Below are 23,908 nucleotides of genomic sequence, written 5' to 3' on the forward strand. Positions count from 1 at the left end.
GCTCCCCTTCCCTTATAACTACTCTAAGAAAAATGCTTTACGTTCTTTAGCAATCCAGTCCTCCAATTCATTATCATCGCGTTTTACTAGTCTATTGATAAGAACATCATGCCAAATATAATCCTCTAGTAAATAAATATGCACAGGGTCATTCGTTATAAATGCGGTTTCTTGGTTGGATGGCGAGTGACCATAAATCATTTCTTGACCATCAACCGATAAAATAAACCAATGAGGTGTAGAAGTCTTTCTCGTATAGTGTGTGGCTCTGTGCATGTCTATAGATGCTAGATGTTCCTCGACATATAAAGTGATGCCATGCACCTCCACATGCTGAGATACCTCTTCAATATCCTCACGTAAGGTATCGTACATATCTTCCCACATCGATAGGATGACTTTTGTCTCTGCTTTTTTTAATAAGGTTTGACAATAATTAACGATCGTCTGCTTCCCTTTTAGCATTAATACTTTAGATTCCGCTTCCTGTTCTTTCATTTCTAGTTTTTCTAACTGATCACTAATCGATGTAAAATTTGATTGCCAGCGCTGTTGAATTTGCTGCAAAAACATCTCGACAGGAATAGAAGAATAAGTCGTTTGATCCGCCGTTTCCTCCTTCAGTACGAATCCCTTTTCAACAAGACCATTTAATATGTCATAGATTCTAGCTCTTGGAATCCCAGAGTTTTTGCTAACTTGATAGGCACTGACATGACTATTTTGTACGAGTGCTGTATAGGCCTTTGCCTCATATTCTGTCAATCCCAGTTCTTTTAATTGGGCGATTAATTCATCCATATCATCCCTCCATATTTTTATTATAGGCTACTGTTGTGAACATTTGCCAATGAAAAAGTTAGGCTTTACAGCTTTAAATAAATTAGTTACTATTTCAGTAGTAACTAATTAAAATGAGGTGTAAGACATGGTTTTTGATGTGGATGTACATATTCTAATACTTTTAATTTCGTTTGGATTTCTGGCGGCATTTATCGATTCAGTCGTTGGAGGTGGCGGTTTAATTTCCTTACCAGCTCTATTGTTTGTTGGCCTAAATCCAGCCGCCGCTGTGGCAACCAATAAGTTAGCAGGCGCAATGGGCTCACTTACTTCGACCATTTCCTTTTACCGTTCTGGTCAGCTTGAAATTCGATCTGTGCTGAAATATTTCCCTCTCGCCTTCATTGGATCATTATGTGGTGCATGGACTGTTCATTTAATTAACCCAGCTCTACTAAAACCATTAATGCTTATCATGCTGGCAGCTGTTGGGATTTATACAATCTTTAAAAAAGATTGGGGCGCTGTCTCAACGGTAAAAAATCTGTCGAAAACCCACTTATTTTTATTTATGATGCTATTATTTGCTATTGGATTTTATGATGGGTTTCTTGGTCCAGGAACGGGCTCATTTTTAATCTTTAGCTTCTTGCTTGTTGGCTTTGATTTTTTAAAGGCGGCAGGAAATGCGAAATTTTTAAATCTAGCAAGTAATGTGGCAGGTGTTTGTATGTTTGCTTACCTAGGTCAAATCCATTATGTATATGGTTTAGTCATGGGGGTTGCTCAAATTGGAGGGGCTATGCTTGGCTCTCGAATGGCCATTCAAAAAGGAAGCGGCTTTGTCCGGTCGCTTTTTATTATTGTGACAATGACACTCCTTGCAAAAAATGCCTACGATTATATGATTCATTAATAAAAAACAACGCCACAGTCCAAAATTTGCGGCGTTGTTTTACATTATATGAGGAAGTGCTCGTCCTTAAATTTATGACTAGTAGCAAGACTTACGATTACAAAAATAATAAGGGAAGCTACAATTGGAATCGTAACGGTATGCATACCGAAGGCCGTCGGATAGAACCGGTCGATGAAAATATATAAAGCCATACCTGAAATCATGGACGCAATGGCGCCATATTTGTTTGCTTTCCTCCAGTATAATCCGAGAACTACCGTCCAAATAAAGACTGCCTCAAGCCCACCAAATGCAAATAAATTTAACCACACTAATAAATCAGGTGGATGGAGTGCAAAGACGATCACTGCTAAGCCAATCACAGTCGTTACAATAAAGCTTGCGCGTTTAATTTCGGCATCACTTGCCTGTGGCTTCATGTAATTTAGATAGATGTCTTTGACAACCGTAGAGCTTACTAGCATAAGTAATGCATTGACAGTGGACATGGTAGCGGCCATTGGCGCTGCTAAGACAATCCCTGCTAAAAATGGCGGCAGCACCTTCAATGTTAAGAGTGGCATGACTTTATCACCAATGTCGATGCCAGGTAGGACAGGTCGTGCTAACACACCAATTAGATGCATCCCAAACATAATGGTCCCAATAGCAATCGTACCAATAATAATCGCTAAGTGCATACTTTTAGAATCTTTATAACTCATCGCACGCACGGCAATTTGGGGAAGTCCCACCACACCTACACCAATTAATAGCCAAAACGTTGAAACATACAGAGGCGTTAAATCCCCTTCTGCTCCAAATGGAGATACGAAATGGGGATTTTCTGCGACCAGCGAGGACATAATTTTATCGATGCCTCCACCTGCAATAATAGTTCCGATTAATAAAATAACAGTTCCAATGACCATTATCGTACCTTGAACAGTATCTGTTAAAGCAACTGCTCGGAAGCCACCAATGATAACATACACTAATACTGATATCGCAAATATAAACAATGCTGCCGTGTAATGTAAGCCTGTTAAAGACTCGATTAAACGGGCTCCCCCTACCCACTGTGCCATCATCGCTGAAAATAAAAAGACAATGATACTAATAGCAGACAGAATGACAATGACATGGCTTTTATAGCGCTCACGTAAAAAGTCAATGAGCGTAATAGCTTGGTAACGACGAGCAATAATAGCAAATTTCTTCCCTAAAATCATCAGGACAAAATAGCCCGCAGGTAGCTGTGCCATGGCAAGTAGCACCCAGCCAAGTCCTTTCGTATAAGCTACTCCTGGCCCTCCGATAAAGCTGCTCGCACTACCATAGGTAGCTATCATGGTCATCGCTAGAATAAATCCACCCATTTCTCGACCACCAAGGAAATACTCCTGTAGAAACGAGTTAGAGGAGCGAACATGTTTATTGGCCCAGAGTCCAATTCCAAAAATAATAATTAGAAATAATAGCAATGGAAATACAACTTGCCAGTGCATTAGCGCTCCTCCTCCCCATCATCAAATGGAACCTCTTTAAAGAAGAGCTTCATAACGATCCAGACGAGCAGGATCATAAAGCCTGTCCCTGCGATACAGCTATAGAAAAACCAAGCAGGAAAACCCAAAACATACGAATAATTTGCGGGATCCCCTGCACCTAGTCCATATGCAAAGCCAAACCAAATCGCAAAGTTCACAAGGACTAGTCCAATTCCAATAAGTGCCTCTCGATGCGCAATTTTAAAGCGTTGATCTTTCACAAGACAATCCCCCTAACCTACTCTATTTTACTGATATGTTGGTCTGATGGGAAGAGATGTGGACAAATAAGCGTCCTTGACTTTACTACGCTTTAATTGACGATTTTAATTTTCCTATGATTGGAAAGGCATCCTCATAGCCAACAACGGAGCAATTAGGAGTGGCTTATCTATGTTACATAAGCAATTGATAAACAGCTTGTACCAGCGATTGAGCTCCTCCATTTTGGAAAGCGAGATAATTGGTCCCATGTATCAAATGTCTGACCAAAATTAGGTACAATTTGCTGTATACTGAGAAAAAGATGCCTTAAAAAGGGTAAAACTGTATCATCTTCATCGGAAATACTATACCAAGAAAAACGTCGAGATTCGGGTATAGAAATTGAGTGAGGATGGTTGTCTTGCCATATCCTGCTCCACTATGAATAAGTGTGCATGTATGCTGATGACATTTTATTAATGTTCTCATAAGAGTTGCTCGATTAATACAATAATTGGATGGATTTGGAGCTATACATTTAGATTCAATGATAATATCTGTCATGTAAACGATAACCTCCGTTAGTGTAAGGTTACAAAAATTCAGGTTATTAAAAGATTGACAGTTTACCATATTTTAATAGTTTTGATGGAGATAAATAAAAAACCCGATTATCAAATCAATGATAATCGGGTTTTAGTTCTGTAATTATAATAATTCTTTACGTAATTCAGCCGCTGATTTTGGTGAAAGCAGACTGAATGGGATATCAAATACTGTTTTCGCCCCTTTATCACCAGCTTGGTTCAGACGGTGTGCTGCGCGTGCATAAGCAACTAAAACACTTGATGTGAAGTTTGGATTACTTTCGAGTTTTAATGAGAATTCAAGAATTTGTTTATCGTTTGCACCACTATCACCACTTCGAATAACAAAACCACCATGTGGCATACCTGTGTGGTTTGCTTTAAACTCTTCTTCAGAGATGAAGTTGACAGTTGTATTATATTCATCGAAGTAGTTAGGCATTGTCACAATTTCTTGTTCAACTTTTGCTGCATCTGCGCCATCTTCCAGCACAACCCAGCATTCACGAGCATGTTTCTCCCGTGTTGTTAGCTCTGGATTTTCACCGTTACGTACACGATCTACTGCTTCTTTAATTGGTAAAGTGTATTGTACAGCATTTTTAACGCCCTCAATACGACGAACTGCATCAGAGTGACCTTGACTTAGACCATCTCCCCAGAACGTATACGTTGTACCAACTGGTAATACAGATTCTCCTAATAGACGATTTAATGAGAATAAACCTGGATCCCAACCAACTGAGATGACAGATACTTTACCAGATTTTTGAGCTGCTCCATCAACCGCATCGAAAAATTCAGGAATTTTCGCATGTGTATCAAAGCTATCAATTGTATTAAACCATTGAGCAAAATGTGGACCTTGCTCTGGTAAATCTGTTGCTGAGCCCCCACATAGAATCATAACATCAATGTCATTTTGGAATTTTTCAGCGTCCTCTACTACATATACGCTAGCATTGCTTGCTACGTTTACTGTTGAAGGGTCTCGACGTGTGAATACTGCTACTAGTTCCATATCTGGATTTTGTGATATAGCATATTCCACACCACGACCTAAATTTCCATAACCTACAATACCTACTCGAATTGCACTCATTAAAATTCCTCCTCACGATTACGTGACTTTGTGAAAACCTTCACGTTAAATCTAACTACAATAATACTTCGTGTTAGAAAAATTCACAATAGTTTGAGTATGAGTTTTTTTGAAAGAATATATATCAGTTTTCTATGATTTTCATCCAATGATGGTATGAATACGGTTACAAATTACTAAATATTCCATGGACCTTTAAGTTTTCGTAAAAGACTTGTAAATGACGGCTATTTTTCGAACCAGTCTTGTACAATAAATGTAACGACAAAAGGGGGCATGTTGAATGAAAAGTACTGGTTACTCATTAAGCACAACAAAAGCACAAGGAGAACTACTTACATTTTCTGTAAACCAAAGCAGTGAAACGATACAAACTGTAAGGAAGCCGCTTGAAAGTTTATTACCAAACAAACATGTAAGTATCGGTGTTCTACCTTTTGACGTTATGGAAAGCACCTTAGACAAATCCATCCAAAAAAACAGGGTTAATGAAGTAGACTTTTATTATAGCGGCAAGGAAATTGCTCGCTGGCTCATTAAAAAAAGTGAATATAACAAATCTATCCATGACTTCTTTATTTGAAGTCTGAACGACGGTTTATATACTCCACCTATTTTTAATTCCCCAACTACTGAATCTCCTGAGCCAATTGTGCGAGACGTTTTTCATCAATAATATGGTAGCCTGTCTTGCGTTTTTCTAAAATTTTCTCCTCACAAAACTGTGCCAATACATATAATAAATGGCGATAGGAAACCCCTAAATACTCACAGATCTCTGTATGCTTTTCCTTATAAACACCTTGATCAGCCGATAATTGAATAAAGGCTGCTAAACGACTTTCAAAAGGATATGCCTGATTTTGTGTATATTTGGAGGTTATTTTTGTGGCCTTTTCCCCTAAAAACACACAAAGTCGTCGTAAAAATAAAGCGTCAGCAAGTAACTTTTCCTTACATGATTGGGTAATGGAGTAACAAATTGTCTTAGATACCGTTTGAATGCCCTTTGTATATCTTGCCTCATTCAGCAATTCAATCTCCCCCATAAAACGTGGTGCCTCTAAATATTCGATGAGTGAAACCTTGCCATTTTTATGCGTCATATAGAGCTTCGCCTTACCCTCAATCATGTAATACAATGTCTCTGGAAAAGAGCCTTCCTGGAAAATCCATTCTCCTTTGTCAAATTCACAAACTTCTATATAGGGATTAATGTCAAAGGAGAAGAAATCATGAATAGGGTATTTTTCGAGATAATGGGTGCGTGTTTCAGCTGTTAGAATATGCATTTTTTACTCTCTCCTCTGAAAAATATGAGATATCTCACATTATTGTAGCGATGAACGTGCTATTATTCAACATAGTTAAATGGAGGTACGGTAAATTTATGAATAATCAACGATGGCTTTCTCAAAATTTCTTTACATTTTTTATTACTTGGGGCATATTCTTACCCTACTGGACAGGCTGGCTTGTGGATGCTAAACATTTGACAGTATCACAAGCAAGCGTTGTAATGGGCTGTGGGTTACTCGCTAGAGCCACGTCTAATCTATTCTTCTTCCCCACGCTCGCTAAATATGTTAACAATAAACGTCTCATTACCATTTTAGCAGTCGGTGCACTTCTGACAGCACTGCTGTACATACCAAGTTCGGGCTTTAGTGCATTATTAGTGGTCACAATTTTGTTTAGTATTTTTTACCCAGCACTGTTACCAGCTGTTGAAAGTAGTGCTGCAACGCTTGTCCAATCTGGCAACATTCATTATGGTAAAAGCCGCTCCTATGGTTCCTTTGGCTTTGTGATTGCCGTATTAATTATAAGTATGCTAACAGGGGTATTCGGTAAAAATATTATCTTTTGGAGCATGATCCTTGGCTTAATCGGCATGCTGCTTATGCAGCTATTCGCTACACCAAAGGAATTGCTTATTGTGCCAACAAAGGAGCAACGTGCTAAATCATTGTCCATGAAAACACTATGGACTATTAAAGGTTTCCCAATTGTTTTATTCATTGTTATTTTATTGCAAGGTGCACATGCCTCCTATTATAGCTATGGTTATATTTATTTAGAAGATTTACAAGTAGATCCATTTTATATGGGCATGATTATTAATATCGCCGTTATTTGCGAAATCCTATACTTTATGAAGGCTGATACTTTATTTACGAAATGGCGTTCTTCTTCATTATTACTGTTAGCAGCTAGCGGGTCTTCTCTACGTTGGTTACTCATATTTATGTTCCCAAATGTTTGGGTATTTATTGCCTCTCAAACATTGCATGCATTCTCCTTTGCTCTGGCACATTTTGCTTTTATTCGTTATCTCACACAAACCCTACCGAAGGAGCAAATTCCAAACGCACAGGGTATATATTCAGCATTAGCGATGGGGTTAAGTACAGCCATCCTGACATTTTTGGGAGGCTATTTATACGAGCTATCGCCTGGTTTATCCTTTGCAGCCATGTTAATTTGTACCGTTCCAGCCATCGCTATAGTGCTCATGACACGACGCAAATATCAATATTAATATGAAACGCAGGTGAGAATTACTTCACCTGCGTTTTTCATTTCGGATAATAGGAAAATCCAGGATATTTCACCACTGGCCACTTTTCCTTTCTTAATGCTTGTATTAGCTCCGGACCAACCTGTAGATTGCTTTGTATCAGCTCAGTTGGTGTTAGTGCCATCCATTGATTCAACGATACATCTTGGAATCGGTCACTTTTAAACATTTCCAAAAACCATAATGGCTCCGTACCTGTATTTTCAATATAGTGACCGGTCGCAAACGGCACATAGCCGACATCTCCTGCGCGATAATCGAATGTTCGAGCAGTTCCATCCCCAGTGAATACCGTCATACGCCCTTTTCCTTGTAAATAATATTGCCATTCATCATTATTCGGATGCCAATGCAGCTCCCGCATTGCACCTGGCTCAATTTCCACTAATGCTGCCGCAATATTTTTAGAGATTGGGAAATTGGTCGAATCAACAATGCGTACACTGCCACCCGGTGTTTTCAATGGTGGCTGAGCCAACAAACGGTGTTTAAAAGTTTGTGGCACCTTACCATAGGGAGATTGAATTTTTTGCGAGTCAATCGATCCTGGTACATTGCCTTGGTAAATATACACCTGTTCACTCGGAATATCATCAAAGGCACGAATTGGAACACCAAAATTCGCTGATAGCACTTCCTTTGGCGTATGAGCAAACCAATCAGAAATGGAAAGCGTATTGAGATCAGAGAAATTCCCATCATCAAATACTAATAAAAATTCACAGCCGTCCGCTAAGCCTTGTATGGAATGCGGTATTCCTGGTGGAAAATACCACAAATCGCCAGGGCCTACATCCGCAATAAAATTACAGCCATTTTGATCGACCGCCGTAATACGTGCATGCCCCAATAACATGTAGGACCACTCTGCCTGTTGATGCCAGTGTAGCTCACGTACGCCGCCCGGTGTCAAACTCATATTAACACCAGCCAATGTGGTCGCTATTGGTAATTCACGTACCGTAATTTCGCGAGACCAGCCCCCTTGATTTAAGGTCATATGTGTGTCTGAAAATGAAAATCGTAGGTTCGGAATCAAACCTGCATCTGTTGTTGGGGGCACCAGCATATCGGGATTTTCTAAATCTCTCATTATATCGCGTGGTCCTTTATCTATGCCTCCTGCCCCATCACTACGTATGGGTTGGGGCACCTGAAAATAACCTGACGACAAATTTTCCAATCATTCACCTCTTTATGTTAGAAATCGAACTGAAATGCTATGATTCTCTAAAATGTATGGGTATACAGCTCGGATTATGCCCTTTACATTCACAGGTAATTATGCAATCAATCGTTTCTGTTCAACAATTTCAGAGTGTCCCCTTCTTACTTCTTACTCACTTTGCTACCGTTACCAATATCCGTAGCCTCCACTACATAATCATATAAAATTTGTAAACCCTCCTGCATTTCCTCATAGGTTGCATAGGCGTAGGATAAACGAATATGATGCTGATCTTGAGGATCATAAATATAGCCTGGGTTAATTAAGACACGATGCTGTAATAGCTTGACAAAGAAGTCCTTATCGACAACAGGATAATGGAACTTGAGCCAAATGTAAAAGCCTCCCTTTGGCTTATTCCAATCAGCTAACTCTCTAAACTTTTCCTGTAATATTTGTTCTGTAAAATCAGCACGATCCTGTAATTGCTGTCGTAAACGTATAAGATGTTTTTCATATTTCCCTGATTGTAGCCAATGTAGCACAAGTTCTTGTGAAATGGCACTTGAGCCGTAGTCCGTTTGCATTTTAATATCTGCCAATCGTTCGATAACAGTCGTTGGACCGATTAGCCAGCCAATGCGTAACCCAGGACTTAAGGTTTTGGAGACACTCCCAATATATAGAACTTGTCCACTACTATCCATTGCCTTAATGGGTGGTGACGGGTCATCAAAAAGCAATTCATGATAAACATCATCTTCAATTATAGGAATGCGTGCTGCTTGGCAGACCTCATATAGCTGTTTTTTTTCCAAAGATGTCCATACATGGTTAGTTGGATTATGCAATGTAGGAATGGCATAAAACACGGCTTGTTTTTTTCGTTTCCTTTGAGATAGTGTTTGAGCAAGCTGTTCATCTCGCTGTATCCCAATCATTTGCATACCAACCGATTGAAATGGATGAACAGAATTCAAATAGGAGGTTGATTCCTGAAAAACGATGGACCCTTGCTCTAGTAAACCAACGGCAATTAGCTGTAAAGCTTGTAATGCACCAGAGACAATACAAACGTTCTGAGGCTCCGCTTCGATGCCTCGTTTTTGTACATAATCGCAGATAGCTGCCCGGAGTTGATCATTGCCCTGTGGTGATGAGTAGCCTAATGTTTTGGGCTGCAAGGATAGCTCCCTTAGTGAAGCTTCAATTTCCTCTGTTGGTAACAGACTTGGTGCTAGTTCTCCTGTCCCTAATCGAATCACATCATCACGCTGCTCATATTCGTTAATTAATTGGATTGTATGGTAATTTGGTTTATGCAGGCTCGTTTCGATATATTTTTGCCAATTTGGCTGTGTTTGTTGAAGTAATGCATGCCAGGAATTGCGAGTGACATAAACTCCTGAACCTACCTTTGCTTCAAGAATACCGATCGCTTTTAATTCATCTAAAGCCTGTTGAACTGTACTGCGATTTACACCGAATTGCATAGCCAGTTGTCTTTGAGTAGGCAGTTTAGTCCCTGCTGCCCAATCTCCTCGTTCGACTTGGGCAGTTACCCACTGAACAATTTGTTGCTGTAATGTATGGCCACTTTTTCTACTTGGTTGCCAGCCCATGGTTATCGCCTCCATTTAAAATTGGGTGGATAAAAAACCATCCAATTGGTCGTTTTCTTTTAGTGATACCATAGCTAAAATGATGAAGGAAAGGAGGGATTAATCATTGGAAGCATTTCTTCACGGCATCATTTTAGCATTTGGTCTCATTTTGCCATTAGGCGTACAAAATGTTTTTGTTTTCTCTCAAGGTGCTACACAACCAACTATATGGCGAGCGCTGCCAGCTAGTTTGACAGCTGCCATTTGCGATACATTGCTAATATTACTGGCGGTATTTGGTCTGTCAATAATCGTCTTACAATTTGAATGGTTACGCATTACTTTAATGTCGGTTGGTATATTGTTCTTACTTTATATGGGCTATACGATTTGGCGTTCAAGTCCAGTAACTGGCAATAAGAGTGAGGCACTTCCCGTAAAAAAACAAATTCTCTTTGCACTTTCTGTATCACTTCTAAATCCACATGCCATTTTAGATACTATTGGGGTGATTGGTACGAGTGCCTTAAAATATAGTGGTACAGAGCAATTCATCTTCACTACAGCATGTGTCCTTATTTCTTGGCTATGGTTTTTTGGCCTTACTGTAACTGGATCCTCTTTCCAAAAGCTTGATAGCTCCGGAAATGTGATGAGAATTTTTAATAGATGCTCAGCGATTTTCATTTGGGCGACAGCTTGTTATCTAGCATTTGGCTTACTGTAACCTACAGAGAAAATGCTCAGGATGAATCCTGAGCATTTCTTTTATAAGGAGATATAAACAGTGAGCTTTTCATCAAATAGCTCTGTTTCTGCCGATCTCACTTCTGTCCATTCTTCGCCATAATGTATGGATTTGACTAGTACATTGGCTTGTAATAACGCTTCATGCTGTTGAATGACGGAAAGTACCTCTTCACTACCGCAAAAGGCGATGGATATATATTGTTCAACAGGCAGCTGCCACTTTTTACGAGAATCTTGGATGAACCGAATTAATTCTCGTATTTGTCCCTCTTGTAGCAAACTCTCGGTTAATTGAACATTCATCAATACACGGCATTTGCTATCTTCAGCTAAAATATAGTCGTCTTTCACAATCGCTTCAGCTATGACATGACTTGATAATAATGTTAGCTGTTGCTCTTCCACTATGATGGGCACTTCCCCATTTTGCTGTAGCTGTTCTTTCTCTTCATCCGTTAACGTCATCATATACGATTTTACTTGATTGACCTGTGAACCAAAAGCAGTACCAGCTGTTTTAAAATTAAGCCTATATTGGACACTTTCATAAGCTGAAAAATCATGCGTCCATATGCAAGCCTTAATGTTTAATTCCTCTTGTATTAACTGGCTATAAGCTTGATAGCCAGTCAGCTCTCCAGACACCTCAACAATAAGCTCACTTAAAGGCTGTTTGACCTTCATTCCTTGACTATTACGTATACTCCTACCCAGCTCTACAACCGTTAAAACCGTAGACATTTCTTGTTCCAGCTGAGGATTCACAAGCTTTTCTTCGTAGATTGGGTAGTCTTCTACATGCACACTCTTGCCTGTTAATTGTCGGTAAATATCTTCGGTGATAAAGGGCGTAAATGGTGCAAGTAATCGGCAAATGTTCGTTAAAACCTCATAAAGGGTACTAAATGCACCTCGTTTATCCGCTGTCAGCCCATGTGCCCAAAATCTTGCACGTGATCGACGAATGTACCAATTGCTTAGTTCTTCCATTAATTGTGCGATTTCTCTTGTAGCATACGTAAATTGAAATTCATCCATAGCTGCCGTCACAAGCTGAATTGTGTGATGCAATCGTGACAATATCCACTGATCTAAAGGTGTTCGTGTACCAGTATTTATAGCATCATACGTAAATCCATCAATGTTGGCATAGAGCTGATAAAATTTAAATGTATTATCCAATGTATCCACTAGCTTTGATTTGGCATCCACCACAATCTTTTTGGAAAAACGCTTTGGATTCCAAGGAGAGCTATCAACTAAAAATGCCCAACGTAATGCATCTGCCCCATATTGGTCCATTAACTCTACAGGCTCTAATGCATTGCCTTTACTTTTTGACATCTTTTGTCCATGTTCATCCAACACATGCCCTAACGATAACACCTGTTTATAAGCAGGCTTTCCAGTAAATAACGTCGAAACCGCTAATAAGCTATAGAAAAAACCACGTGTTTGGTCGATTCCCTCAATCACAACATCTGCTGGAAACTGATTGTGAAAAGCCTTGACATCTTCAAATGGATAATGTTGCTGTGCAAATGGCATTGAGCCGCTGTCAAACCATACATCCATTACCTCTGGTGTCCGCGTCATATCTCCTTGACATGTAGGACAAGTACAAACAATTTCATCAATAAACGGTTTATGAAGCTCTATTTGCTGATCGACAGCTCCCTTGGCTAATTTTTCTAACGCTGTGATACTATGAGGAGCCTCCTCATGACCGCAATTCTGACAAATCCAGACATTCAACGGCGTACCCCAATAGCGGTTGCGGCTTATATTCCAATCCACTATATTTTCGAGGAAGTTGCCAAATCGCCCATCCTTAATATGACTAGGATACCAAGTCACTTGCTGATTGTTTTGTAATAATTGCTCTTTTAAAGCGGTCATTTTGATAAACCAGCTATCCGTTGCATAGTACAATAATGGAGAATCACAGCGCCAGCAATGCGGGTAGCTATGCTCATATTTTTCTTTACTAAATAAGAGCTCCTTTTTCGCAAGCATTTTTATAATGTCCACATCACAATCTTTTACAAATCGTCCGACAAGCTCCGGCACCTCTTCTGTGTAACAGCCTTTCAGATCCACTACATTGACAAAGGACAAGCCATGCTGTTGAACCGTTTTATAATCGTCCTCCCCATACGCTGGAGCAATATGCACAATCCCTGTACCGCTATTCTCCGTGACATAATCAGCCATCACGACAACATGACCTTGATGAACCGTTACATATGAAAATGGTGGCTGATAAGACACACCAGCAAATTCCTGCCCAGTATGCTCACTTAAAATTTCCACAGCTTCAGTGAAAACCTTAGAAACCAAAGATTTGGCTAAAATAAATACCTGATCCCCTTGCTTTACCCGTACATATTGTAAAGATGGGTTCATCGCCAACGCTACATTGGCGGGTAATGTCCATGGTGTTGTGGTCCAGCCTAAGAAATATTCATCACAATCAGCAAGCTTAAACATAGCTGTGACAGATAAATCTTTCACATCCTTATAGCCCTGAGCTACCTCATGTGAGCTTAAGGATGTTTGACAACTCGGGCAATATGGTGAAACACGATGCCCTTTATATAAAAGCTGTTCCTTATGAACATGACTTAAAATATGCCACACCGATTCTATATAATCATTGCTTAATGTGAGATAGGGATCATCCATATCAAGCCAATAGCCAAGCTGTTCTGTAAAGGAACGCCATTTCTGTTCATAGGTAAAAACACTATTTTTACACGCTTGAATAAAGCGCTCCACTCCATACTTCTCAATCTCCTGCTTCCCTGAGATACCTAAGGCTTTTTCTACTCCTAGTTCTACAGGTAAACCATGTGTATCCCAGCCTGCTTTTCGTTCAACAAAAAAACCTTGCATTGTTTTATAGCGGGCCACTACATCTTTAATCGTTCTTCCAAAGGCATGCCCAACATGTGGTAAACCATTTGCTGTCGGTGGTCCCTCATAAAATACAAAGGGCTGCTGTCCAGCTCGATTTGTGACAGAGGCTAAAAATGTTCCCTCTTGCTCCCACAATGTCCGTATCCGTGTTTCTCGTTCAAGCGTCGTTTCTTTCTTTTGTTCTGTTTGCATTTAATTCCTCCTATACAATTCTATTTTGTATAAAAGGCATACAAAAAACCCCGTCCCAAGAAAGGGACGGGGTTAACCGCGAATACCACCCTAATTCTATTGACGCCAGTCAATAGCACTCAGCAACGTACTATCATACGTGTTCTTTTTAACGGTAGACACCCGGGTTAGCTTACTGTTTTCAGCCAACCTTCTCAGAGAGGATTTTCATGTAACACCTGCACACCGACTTCCACCAAATGTCGGCTCTCTGTAGAACAAAATGAAACATTACTTTTTCTCATCAACGAATTTGTATGCTTTTATTGTCACTCATCTTATCAGATTTACCAATTGTCTGTCAACGGTGGACAATCTTAATTAATCTCATTTAGACAAGTGATAATGCTTTGATGCAAGGTTGCATACTGAGCTTGGTGATTCGTTTGAATAAAAAAGCTCTTTAGCAATGTTTTACTATTAAACCTTACATGATAAAAATACTCTTCGTCCACTTAATCTTTTAATGTGGATAGGATTGATGGAATTTACTGGAATGATCAGACTACCTCATTTTGTGCTAAGCCTCGCTCCAACATCGCAAAAATGGGTACTAACAGCCTTTCATCCTCATCATGAATAAAGATATATTGAGGCTGTAAATAAATGGACCCTAATGCATGTAACATATCAACATAGGCAGTTTTCTTTATTTTAGGATTTTTCACAAGTTCATCGATCGCACCTGATACATGTGCTACACTATGCGCCCATCCCTTGCCAGGTACAAAGCCCTTCCATCCATTTCTTCTTTTACATAAGCCAGTAATTTTGTTTGACCTTCGTCTATCCTGTCCTGCGTTAAAAAATCATCCTCTAAATCTCTTGCTAAAATAAATGCAACCAATAAAGGTGTAAAGGAACTAGTAAAGACCCCATCTGATGCCACTTCCTCAATATCTTTCCATAATAAATGGTTCAAGCAGTAATGCCAGAGGTCTGTCCTATAACGATATCTAACAAATTTTTTTCGAGTATCCATTCATAGAAGCCACTATAAATATAGGTATCTCTTAGCTCACTATCGGTCGAGCCGATATGGGCTAGCATGGACTGTAATAGCTGTTCTTGATTCACTTGTTCCCATGTTGTTTGACGCTGTTTTATTGTGCTTAGCTTATCTTTTAAATCACCTGCCATCAATATATCCTGTATCAATTGTCAAACTCCCCTTTATTCCTTATGGTTATGTTCTCCCGGTAGAGCCCCTCTAACTTCCAACCATTATTAAAACGGACATATGTAAATTCCTTTTGCCAATCATCCGTGTGCACAATTACCCTGCTACGCCAGGGTAAGGTGGAAGCATATATTTGCCCTCTACGAACCTCAGCTATATCATCGGTTACACCAAGAAGTGTAGAAGGTGCAATTGTATGATACATTAAATATTCTTGACGATCCGGATTAGACTCAATTTCTTCCATTACCTGCCGGTGAAAAGCAATTACCTGCTCATTTGCCTGAAATAGTGAATAAACTAGAGTACCACCGAATAGAACCATGAAGGACGCTACAAGAAGTACATGCTTCTTCTTCAAACCTATGTAAAATGCCCAATTCTTTTCTTTGTTGAATAAATGGATATACATAGCAATACTTATAGGCCACAAAAATAGTAACTGCCAACATAGGACTACCCAAAACACATCTCCAAACGAGACAAAATATCGAATACCTAAGTAATTAACAATCCATAATGACATTGACCAGCGCCAAGTGGACTCATCCCGGGACCTACTTTTTAAATAAATGAGTAGGAGTGGCAGGCTTAGGAAAAAAGCAGTCCCATTATCCAATAGAGCGAATACCAACTGACCACCTCTTTAATTAGAAAAATATTACAACTATTGTAACTGGAACCAGAAAAGATTAAAAGGTTGGATACAAACAAAAAAAAAGCCTGCCATTTGAAACAGACTTAGTTATTGAACATGTTGGTCGATGTGCACATTCATACTGATTTGCCATTCGTCTCGTAATATGGCACTTCCACTCCATCACCATTTTTAAGACATTACTAAAGGGAAGCTTTGCAGAAGTCGCCTGAGCCTACATATTATCGTTAAGATCCGTAAAAGGTGTAATCACCATTTTTTCGTTTGCAGATAACACGATATTAGTAGAGGGTGTACCATAGGGCATGGTCGCATCAATAAATTGCTCTAATGTTTCTACAGAATAGGTTGCTAGCTTGACAATATAGCTAATCTCCCCTGCTACGCGATAACATTCGAGTACATCCGGGTGGCTATTACAAAAAGCAGATAGACTTTTACAATCGATGGATTTAAATAAAATAATCGCTTGAATCGTACGGTCCATTTTTTTGATGTTTACTTTAGTGTGATACCCTTCAATCACACCTTGTTCCTCGAGCTTTTTGACGCGTTCTATTACAGCGGGAGAAGATAAATGAACAGTAGCAGCTAATTCTTTCATCGAAATTTTAGCATTCTGCTGTAACTGCTGTAAAATGTGAATATCAATTTGATCCACCATTAATCACCTTTCTTAATTAACTTTTATTTATATAATTCCTGTTTTAATAAGGAGATTTATCTAAATTACATTATATAGCTTCTGTTAACGATTAGCTTCTTTAATTACAATAAAAGCATAAAGGAGGCAGAACAAATGAAAAAAATAATGTTACTTTTAGCAAATGGCTTCGAGGCTGTGGAAGCAAGTGTTTTTACAGATGTACTAGGTTGGAATAAATGGGAGGGTGATGGAACAACAGAGGTTGTCACGGTAGGATTACATACACAGCTTCAATGCACATGGAATTTTAAGGTCACTCCTGAAAAATTGCTGCATGAAATTGATTTAGCCGACTTTGATGCCTTGGCTATTCCAGGTGGCTTTGAGGAAGCGGGATTTTATGAGGATGCCTTTAGCGAGGAATTTCAAAGGGTTGTTCGACATTTTGACGATCAGCAAAAACCAATAGCAACGATATGTGTGGCTTCCTTAATATTAGGACATAGCGGTATTCTCCACAATCGTCAGGCGACAACCTACAATCATCCAACTAGTAAACGATTAGCGCAGCTAGCAAGCTTTGGGGCGACAGTTGTCAACGAGCGAATTGTACAAACAGACCATATTATTACTTCTTCCAATCCAGGAACAGGCTTTGATGTAGCCTTTTGTTTACTGGAAACACTGACATCTACCTCAAATACAGCAAGAGTAAAAGACTTAATGGGCTTTCGTTAATTGATAAAAAAGTAGGCTACACCATATATTTGGCGTAGCCTACTTTTTGATTCACGTTTATTTGCTTACTGGTGGTACTGTTTCAGTTGTGCTTAAATCGATTTCCTTCGCATTGTCTAACACATCTTTTGGAATGGTAATAGTCGTCACAGCATTGAAATCATGATATTTGATTGTCATTTGCTGTTTTGTTTTAATGGAATTGCCTTCTACTTTCATACCTAATGTCATATCCATAGCAATTTCTTCTACATCAAATGTTTTTTTATTAATCACCAATTTGTATGTGAGGCTATCAAAAGACATATTGCCTAATTGGCTATCTAAATCAGCATCCATACCTAAATCCATGGCACCAATTTGCTGCTTCACCAACTCTGTAAATTTATCACCAGCACCTTTCAAGGTTAATTCATAACGATTCGCTGTTTCCTTTAAAGTGAAATCCTCAGCAAAGGATTGAAGCATCTCTAATTGCTCCGCTGCATCTGGCTGCAAGCCTGTTTGACTTAGAACGTCGTCAAATAATTGTTTCGGGAATTTTACCCAAGCCTTCTGGTCTGCCTCATACATATACATACCATCTTTAGCTGTCATATACATTTTAATGGGTAAATTAATCGCTTCACCACTAGTTGGATCTGTTAGTGACATGGTACCATCTGCAAAGAATTGCATCGGCTCTGTAACAATCTCCATCTTCATATTGCCTTTAGAATCCATTTTCATGGTTTCCTTACCATCGTTTGCTTCTACAGACTGTGAAATCGTCATAGAAGCCTTCATGCTTTTTACCTCTTTTTGCTTAGCTAAAGCCTTAGTAAACACTTCTTCTAGCAATGCTTGATCGTTTACTTCAGGCTTTTCTTCCGTTACCGGCTCCTTATCTTCCCCAGTTGAAGGCTGTTCTAAGCCTAAGGCGTTAACAATAAATGTTGCTAACTGACCACGCGTTACATTTTTATCCACCCCGAATTCTGTTGCCGTCACGCCCTTCGCAATTCCTGCTTCATGCAATGCCGTTACAGCATCTGCAAATGGACTAGTTTGAGGTACATCCGTAAATGGACTTTTTCCTTCTGCTGTTAAGCCTGTTGCCTGTGCCACCATAACCGCCATCTGTCCACGCGTAATCGTCTCATCAGGTCTGAAAGTATCATCCTCATAGCCATTTACAATACCTAAATTAACCAATGTAACAATCGCCTTATAGTATGGACTAGTTGAATCGACATCCTTGAAATTCGGATTTTCAACATCCGTTGTTGTAAGATCGAAAGCCCCTGCAATCATCTTCACTGCTTGTCCGCGTGTTACGTCCAATGTTGGCTTAAAGGTTCCATCAGGAAATCCATTAATTATATCTGCTGCATGTAATGTAGATATACTTTTAAAATGTGCATAATCTTCGCTCACATCTGAAAATGGACTAGCTGCCGATGCAGGTACAACTGCTACAGCCGTCAAGGCCACTGCCGTAGTTGCCGCCGTAAAAAACTTTTTATTTTTCTTTGTCATGATAAATCTTCCCCCATTTATGTAAAAATTTAAAGGCTTACATTTTAATAGTATATAAATATTTGGGAAAATGCTATGCATTTGGAAATATTCGAGCTTCTTGATTTTTCCTCTTTGTCACATTAGGGCTTTATCCGTCACTTCTGCCTCGCTATCCGTCACTTTCTCGTTTTATCCATCACTTTGGCTGTTCTCTCATTTTCTCTCCATGACTTCATAAGGATTTCATGAGCAAACAAAAAAGCCGACCTCCTAAGAGATCGGCTTTCTAATGTGATGATTACTCAGCAGCTTTTGCGCGTAGAACCATTTGTAGGATACCACCATGACGGTAGTAGTCTACTTCTACTTCTGAGTCGAAACGAGCTAAAGCTTGGAAAGTTTTAACTGTGCCGTCTTCAGATTTAGCAGTTACTGTTAAGATTTCACGTGGTTTCACGTTATCAGTAATGTTTACAGAGATTTCTTCCTTACCAGTTAAGCCTAATGTTTCAGCAGATTCACCTGGCATGAATTGAAGTGGAAGAACACCCATCATTACTAAGTTAGAACGGTGGATACGCTCGTAAGATTGTGCGATAACAGTTTTCACGCCAAGTAGGAATGTACCTTTCGCAGCCCAGTCACGAGAAGAACCCATACCGTAGTCGTTACCAGCAAGTACGACTAAGCCAGTACCTTGCTCTTGGTATTTCATACATGCGTCATAGATGTACTCTACTTCACCTGTTGGCCAGTAAGTAGTGAAACCACCTTCTGTACCTGGAGCAACTTGGTTACGGATACGAATGTTTGCAAATGTACCACGCATCATTACTTCGTGGTTACCACGACGAGAACCATAAGAGTTGAAGTCACGGATAGCAACACCGTTTTCAATTAAATATTTACCTGCAGGTGTATCTTTACCGATTGCACCAGCTGGAGAAATATGGTCAGTTGTGATTGAGTCACCGAACTTCGCCATAATGCGTAAACCGTCTAAGCCTTTAATAGCTTCTGGTTCTTTCGCAAGACCTTGGAAGAATGGTGGGTTTTGAATGTAAGTTGATTTATCATCAAATGTGTATAGAGACTCAGTTGATGTTTCAATTGCATTCCATTTTTCGTTTGCTGTGAATACAGTTTCGTATTCTTTTTGGAATAGCTCACGGTTAACAACAGTACCTAATACTGCGTTTACTTCTTCAGTTGATGGCCAGATATCAGCGAAGAATACTTCATTACCATCTTTGTCTTTACCGAATGAATCTTTTTGTAGATCGATATCCACTGTACCAGCAAGTGCATAAGCAACAACAAGTGGTGGAGAAGCTAAGTAGTTAGCTTTTACAAGTGGGTGTACACGACCTTCAAAGTTACGGTTACCAGAAAGAACAGATGTTACGAATAAGTCTTTTGCTTTAATAGCATCTTCGATTTCTGGTAATAATGGACCTGAGTTACCGATACATGTTGTACAGCCGTAACCTACAGTGTTGAAGCCGATTTGGTCAAGGTACGTTTGTAAACCTGAATCTTCAAGGTAACCAGTTACAACTTTAGAACCTGGTGCTAAAGAAGTTTTTACCCATTTAGGTACTGTAAGACCTTTTTCTACAGCTTTTTTCGCAACTAAGCCAGCAGCAATTAATACATATGGGTTAGATGTATTTGTACAAGAAGTGATCGCAGCAATTGCAACAGCACCTGTTGGAATTTCTACATCGCCTTCAGCAAATTTAGCTACAGAAGTTTTTGCGAATTCGTCTTCAGTTAAACCGAAACCTTGTGTACCTTGTGGTGCCACTACTGCTTCTTTGTAACGAGAACGCATTTGAGATAGTGGAATTAAGTCTTGTGGACGTTTAGGACCAGAAAGGTTTGGTTCGATATCATCTAAGTTTACTTCTAACACGTCAGTGTAAACTGGCTCTAAAGATGGATCGAAGAACATGTGGTTTGCTTTTAAGTAAGCTTCAACAACCGCGATGTGCTCTTCGTCACGACCTGTTAAACGCATGTAGTTTAATGATTCTTCGTCAATTGCGAAGTAACCACATGTAGCACCATATTCAGGAGCCATGTTTGAGATTGTCGCACGGTCAGCTAGTGGTAATTTAGATACGCCAGGTCCGAAGAACTCAACGAATTTACCAACTACGCCACGTTGACGTAATACTTGTGTTACTTTTAATGCTAAGTCAGTAGCAGTAGTTCCGTTTGGAAGATCGCCCACTAATTTAACACCGATAACTTCTGGGATTGGGAAGTATGAAGGCTGACCAAGCATACCTGCTTCAGCTTCGATACCGCCTACGCCCCATCCAAGAACGCCGATACCGTTGATCATTGTTGTATGAGAGTCAGTACCTACTACTGAATCTGGGAATGTTTCGAATGTGCCATCAGCATTTTCGTTTACGTGTACAACTGGAGCTAAGTACTCTAAGTTTACTTGGTGAACGATACCAGTTGCTGGTGGTACAGCACGGAAGTTATTGTAAGCAGTTTGAGCCCATTTTAAGAAGTTATAACGCTCAGCATTACGTTCAAATTCTAGGTCCATATTTGCTTGTAATGCAGATGCGTTACCATATTTGTCAACTTGTACTGAGTGGTCAATTACAAGGTCAACTGGAATAGCAGGGTTGATTTTGCTTGGGTCGCCGCCCATTTCCTTCATTGCTGAACGAAGAGATGCAAGGTCAACAACTACTGGTACACCAGTAAAGTCTTGTAATACAACGCGAGAAGGTTTGAATGGTACTTCTGCTTCTGGATCAGCACCATTGCCCCATTTTGCTAATTCGTTTACGTGCTCTTCTTTAATTACATATGCATCATATTGACGTAAAACAGATTCTAATAATACTTTAATTGAGTAAGGAAGGTTTGAAACTTTTGCAACGCCAGCTTTTTCAATCGCAGCTAAGTCATAGTAATTGTAAGTTTTACCATTCACTTCGAATGATGCACGGCTGTTGTGTAAATTACCTTGTGCCATTTGCGGATCCCCCTAAATATATCTTTTTGAAAAGGCTTTATAAAAGTGTAGCATCTTTTCTCCAATACCCATGATAACGTATTTATATTCATAAGTAAATTACATTAATATTATCTTTTTTGATAAGCATTACTTATGACCTTGGTTTCTACCCTGATGCTTTTAATTTTTGATGTACATAATAAAAAGGGTTTGTATTTATGAGGGATTCTATACTATCTAAATAAGTGTATTTAAATGTATTTAACTGGGGTACGAACAGTGGTACATGGATTATTGTAAAAAATGTACCACATAAGAAAATAAAATAGCTTAACACCAATGATTACCATTGGATGTCTGCAAATTTAGTAAGAATCCCTAAACTGTCCAATAGTGTATTTGCTCTCGTTCTTTATAGCGTCTGCGAGAAAAAGACAAAAGAAAAAAGCCACTCAAAAAGAATGACTCGATTACTAAGTAATAAAGTTAGATTAGTTTACTGATATTAACCTTGATATGAGACAAATATAAAAAGCTTGTTTTGAGATTGATGATTGTCAAAACAAGCTCTTATTAAATGTAGAAGTTAAAACCCATGTTACAGGGATATCGTTTAACTATTAAAGAGGTGAAACTACAAGTTGATAGTATTCATCTGGCGTATAGATAATGTTGTATGGCGAGTATATTCCAATAACATATTGTGGCACAGTTCCATCACTTTTTAAGCCAGGAATGTTTAAATAAACATTTTGGTAGAAGTCTCCATTGTCTCTAGCTACTTCAACATATTGTCCATTTATCTTTTCCCATACTGCTACTCCATAGTTATATCCGCCATCAGGAACTTGCAAAGCAATTTGATAGCCATTAGGGTTAGTTCCATATTCAAATTTCCAATAATCAATATCATTTACTGAGCTGATATAACCTCTATTTATAGCCTGATCGATATTATAAGTCATAACCACACTGCCAGTAGTCCAGCTATCGTTTGGTTCTGTTTCCCACTGAATATAATTCGCTGAGGCCGCTGAGGCACCTGTGGACATTAAAAATATTGTGAGTAATGTCGTAAAAGAAAATGTAAAGAGTTTCTTCATTTTTAAAACCTCCTAATGTATTGTTTGGTTAACCAATAAATACCATATTATCATGTTATATCTAAATTAGGAAGTATTTTACTTGTAATAGTTGTAATATTGCATATTATGTTGTAATTAAATAGGAGATTATGTCGAACTCTATCTATATTCACTGCGAAATAAGGCTTATTTAAATTGTTGTTAATAGTTTTACTCTATAGAAGTACAATCACCCCTCACCACTAAACTGTTTCCTCCAACTTTCGTAACTCACGAATGGTATCACAACGCTTGGAGGCTTAACCTCTTTGTACGCTTTGTTGAAAGCTTGTTTATAGGTCAATCCTAAATCAGACATGTAAGCATATACTATTAGCCAATTGATTTTGATACGTATCATCCATGTAATCTCTTCCTCGCCTATACTCTGGTAGTTTGCTATTCACCATATAAATCGTGTGGCAACGACATTGAATATCCATCGATGTAACACCCCATAACCTAGGAGCTTTTGATTTCCACTTATCATAGTGATAATAGCCATCCTGATTAGCTTTCTGACCATCTAGCTTTCTATGAGACTTGCGAACCCTGGTATCTAGTGAGGACATCCATACTTTACTGAGTCGTGCTGTTTTGCTCGCCTGTTCCTCAATGATCAAATCAACTTGTGATCTCACACGGCACCCTCAGTACGAGCAACTAGGATAGCTTTCTTTCGGGTCGATCCCATAGCGT

General features: G+C 39.1%; 20 protein-coding genes, 1 pseudogene and 1 other annotated feature. Of the genes and pseudogenes, 5 read left to right on the top strand and 16 right to left on the bottom strand.

Annotated features, from left to right (window positions below; genetic code table 11):
• Window positions 1-18: 18 nt before the first annotated feature.
• A complete protein-coding gene (locus tag A2J09_RS07980; RefSeq protein ID WP_012294634.1) occupies window positions 19-801 on the bottom strand; it encodes a TrmB family transcriptional regulator in 783 nt (260 codons plus the stop codon).
• A 127-nt stretch (window positions 802-928) separates the two neighbouring features.
• Here A2J09_RS07980 and A2J09_RS07985 point away from each other — a divergent pair, with 127 nt between their 5' ends.
• Entirely contained in the window at window positions 929-1,699 is a 771-nt protein-coding gene (locus A2J09_RS07985) for a TSUP family transporter (RefSeq protein ID WP_036161779.1), read from the top strand.
• A gap of 44 nt (window positions 1,700-1,743) precedes the next feature.
• On the opposite strand, the gene panF is transcribed toward A2J09_RS07985, so the two are convergent.
• The 3 genes from panF to A2J09_RS08005 all read right to left on the bottom strand — a co-directional run bounded on the left by panF (window position 1,744) and on the right by A2J09_RS08005 (window position 5,124).
• Entirely contained in the window at window positions 1,744-3,189 is a 1,446-nt protein-coding gene (gene panF, locus A2J09_RS07990) for a sodium/pantothenate symporter (RefSeq protein ID WP_036161783.1), read from the bottom strand.
• Window positions 3,189-3,452 carry a YhdT family protein gene (locus tag A2J09_RS07995; protein ID WP_012294636.1) on the bottom strand — a complete coding sequence of 88 codons (264 nt, stop codon included), beginning with the start codon at window positions 3,450-3,452 and terminating at the stop codon, window positions 3,189-3,191. The genes panF and A2J09_RS07995 overlap by 1 nt, the downstream gene beginning before the upstream one ends.
• A gap of 691 nt (window positions 3,453-4,143) precedes the next feature.
• Entirely contained in the window at window positions 4,144-5,124 is a 981-nt protein-coding gene (locus A2J09_RS08005) for a diaminopimelate dehydrogenase (protein WP_012294638.1), read from the bottom strand.
• Window positions 5,125-5,407: 283 nt separating this feature from the next.
• On the opposite strand from A2J09_RS08005, the gene A2J09_RS08010 reads away from it, so the two are divergent.
• Window positions 5,408-5,707 carry a hypothetical protein gene (locus A2J09_RS08010; RefSeq protein WP_012294639.1) on the top strand — a complete coding sequence of 100 codons (300 nt, stop codon included), beginning with the start codon at window positions 5,408-5,410 and terminating at the stop codon, window positions 5,705-5,707.
• A gap of 46 nt (window positions 5,708-5,753) precedes the next feature.
• Here the strand turns inward: A2J09_RS08010 and yeiL are convergent, their stop codons facing one another.
• Window positions 5,754-6,416, bottom strand: a complete 663-nt coding sequence (gene yeiL, locus A2J09_RS08015) for a transcriptional regulator YeiL (protein ID WP_036161788.1) — start codon at window positions 6,414-6,416, stop codon at window positions 5,754-5,756.
• 98 nt (window positions 6,417-6,514) lie between these two features.
• On the opposite strand from yeiL, the gene A2J09_RS08020 reads away from it, so the two are divergent.
• Window positions 6,515-7,666, top strand: coding sequence for an MFS transporter (locus A2J09_RS08020; protein ID WP_036161791.1), 1,152 nt, complete (start codon window positions 6,515-6,517; stop codon window positions 7,664-7,666).
• A gap of 37 nt (window positions 7,667-7,703) precedes the next feature.
• Here A2J09_RS08020 and A2J09_RS08025 read toward each other — a convergent pair whose 3' ends face one another.
• Together A2J09_RS08025 and A2J09_RS08030 are read right to left on the bottom strand one after the other, a co-directional pair.
• Window positions 7,704-8,888, bottom strand: a complete 1,185-nt coding sequence (locus tag A2J09_RS08025; RefSeq protein ID WP_036161794.1) for an oxalate decarboxylase family bicupin — start codon at window positions 8,886-8,888, stop codon at window positions 7,704-7,706.
• Between the two features lie 146 nt (window positions 8,889-9,034).
• Window positions 9,035-10,495: an aminotransferase-like domain-containing protein gene (locus tag A2J09_RS08030; protein ID WP_012294643.1), complete on the bottom strand. Its 1,461-nt coding sequence runs from the start codon at window positions 10,493-10,495 to the stop codon at window positions 9,035-9,037.
• 106 nt (window positions 10,496-10,601) lie between these two features.
• Here A2J09_RS08030 and A2J09_RS08035 point away from each other — a divergent pair, with 106 nt between their 5' ends.
• Entirely contained in the window at window positions 10,602-11,204 is a 603-nt protein-coding gene (locus A2J09_RS08035; protein ID WP_012294644.1) for a LysE/ArgO family amino acid transporter, read from the top strand.
• A gap of 41 nt (window positions 11,205-11,245) precedes the next feature.
• Here A2J09_RS08035 and ileS read toward each other — a convergent pair whose 3' ends face one another.
• The 5 genes and pseudogenes from ileS to A2J09_RS08055 form a co-directional block, all read right to left on the bottom strand.
• On the bottom strand, window positions 11,246-14,338 hold the full coding sequence (gene ileS, locus A2J09_RS08040) for an isoleucine--tRNA ligase (RefSeq protein ID WP_036161797.1): 3,093 nt from the start codon (window positions 14,336-14,338) through the stop codon (window positions 11,246-11,248).
• Between the two features lie 59 nt (window positions 14,339-14,397).
• Window positions 14,398-14,634: a binding site (T-box leader), on the bottom strand.
• Window positions 14,635-14,877: 243 nt separating this feature from the next.
• Window positions 14,878-15,359: pseudogene (locus tag A2J09_RS24650) on the bottom strand (DUF2785 domain-containing protein).
• Window positions 15,296-15,535 carry a hypothetical protein gene (locus A2J09_RS24160; protein ID WP_227256849.1) on the bottom strand — a complete coding sequence of 80 codons (240 nt, stop codon included), beginning with the start codon at window positions 15,533-15,535 and terminating at the stop codon, window positions 15,296-15,298. The pseudogene A2J09_RS24650 and the gene A2J09_RS24160 overlap by 64 nt, the downstream one beginning before the upstream one ends.
• Window positions 15,532-16,083, bottom strand: a complete 552-nt coding sequence (locus tag A2J09_RS08050) for a hypothetical protein (protein WP_227256850.1) — start codon at window positions 16,081-16,083, stop codon at window positions 15,532-15,534. Before A2J09_RS08050 ends, A2J09_RS24160 begins: the two co-directional genes overlap by 4 nt.
• Window positions 16,084-16,429: 346 nt before the next feature.
• Window positions 16,430-16,876 carry an Lrp/AsnC family transcriptional regulator gene (locus A2J09_RS08055; RefSeq protein ID WP_031416066.1) on the bottom strand — a complete coding sequence of 149 codons (447 nt, stop codon included), beginning with the start codon at window positions 16,874-16,876 and terminating at the stop codon, window positions 16,430-16,432.
• A 138-nt stretch (window positions 16,877-17,014) separates the two neighbouring features.
• Between A2J09_RS08055 and A2J09_RS08060 the strand changes: the two genes are divergently transcribed.
• Entirely contained in the window at window positions 17,015-17,599 is a 585-nt protein-coding gene (locus A2J09_RS08060; RefSeq protein WP_036161802.1) for a DJ-1/PfpI family protein, read from the top strand.
• A gap of 57 nt (window positions 17,600-17,656) precedes the next feature.
• Here A2J09_RS08060 and A2J09_RS08065 read toward each other — a convergent pair whose 3' ends face one another.
• From A2J09_RS08065 to A2J09_RS08080, 4 genes are all read right to left on the bottom strand, one after another.
• Window positions 17,657-19,117 carry an S-layer homology domain-containing protein gene (locus A2J09_RS08065; protein ID WP_012294651.1) on the bottom strand — a complete coding sequence of 487 codons (1,461 nt, stop codon included), beginning with the start codon at window positions 19,115-19,117 and terminating at the stop codon, window positions 17,657-17,659.
• Between the two features lie 280 nt (window positions 19,118-19,397).
• Window positions 19,398-22,103 carry an aconitate hydratase AcnA gene (gene acnA / locus A2J09_RS08070; RefSeq protein WP_036161804.1) on the bottom strand — a complete coding sequence of 902 codons (2,706 nt, stop codon included), beginning with the start codon at window positions 22,101-22,103 and terminating at the stop codon, window positions 19,398-19,400.
• Window positions 22,104-22,705: 602 nt separating this feature from the next.
• On the bottom strand, window positions 22,706-23,188 hold the full coding sequence (locus A2J09_RS08075) for a hypothetical protein (RefSeq protein ID WP_036161806.1): 483 nt from the start codon (window positions 23,186-23,188) through the stop codon (window positions 22,706-22,708).
• 332 nt (window positions 23,189-23,520) lie between these two features.
• Window positions 23,521-23,850 carry a phage minor head protein gene (locus A2J09_RS08080; protein ID WP_051563251.1) on the bottom strand — a complete coding sequence of 110 codons (330 nt, stop codon included), beginning with the start codon at window positions 23,848-23,850 and terminating at the stop codon, window positions 23,521-23,523.
• Window positions 23,851-23,908 lie beyond the last annotated feature (58 nt).

Source organism: Lysinibacillus sphaericus, from assembly GCF_001629735.1.
Classification (GTDB): Bacteria; Bacillota; Bacilli; order Bacillales_A; family Planococcaceae; genus Lysinibacillus; species Lysinibacillus pinottii.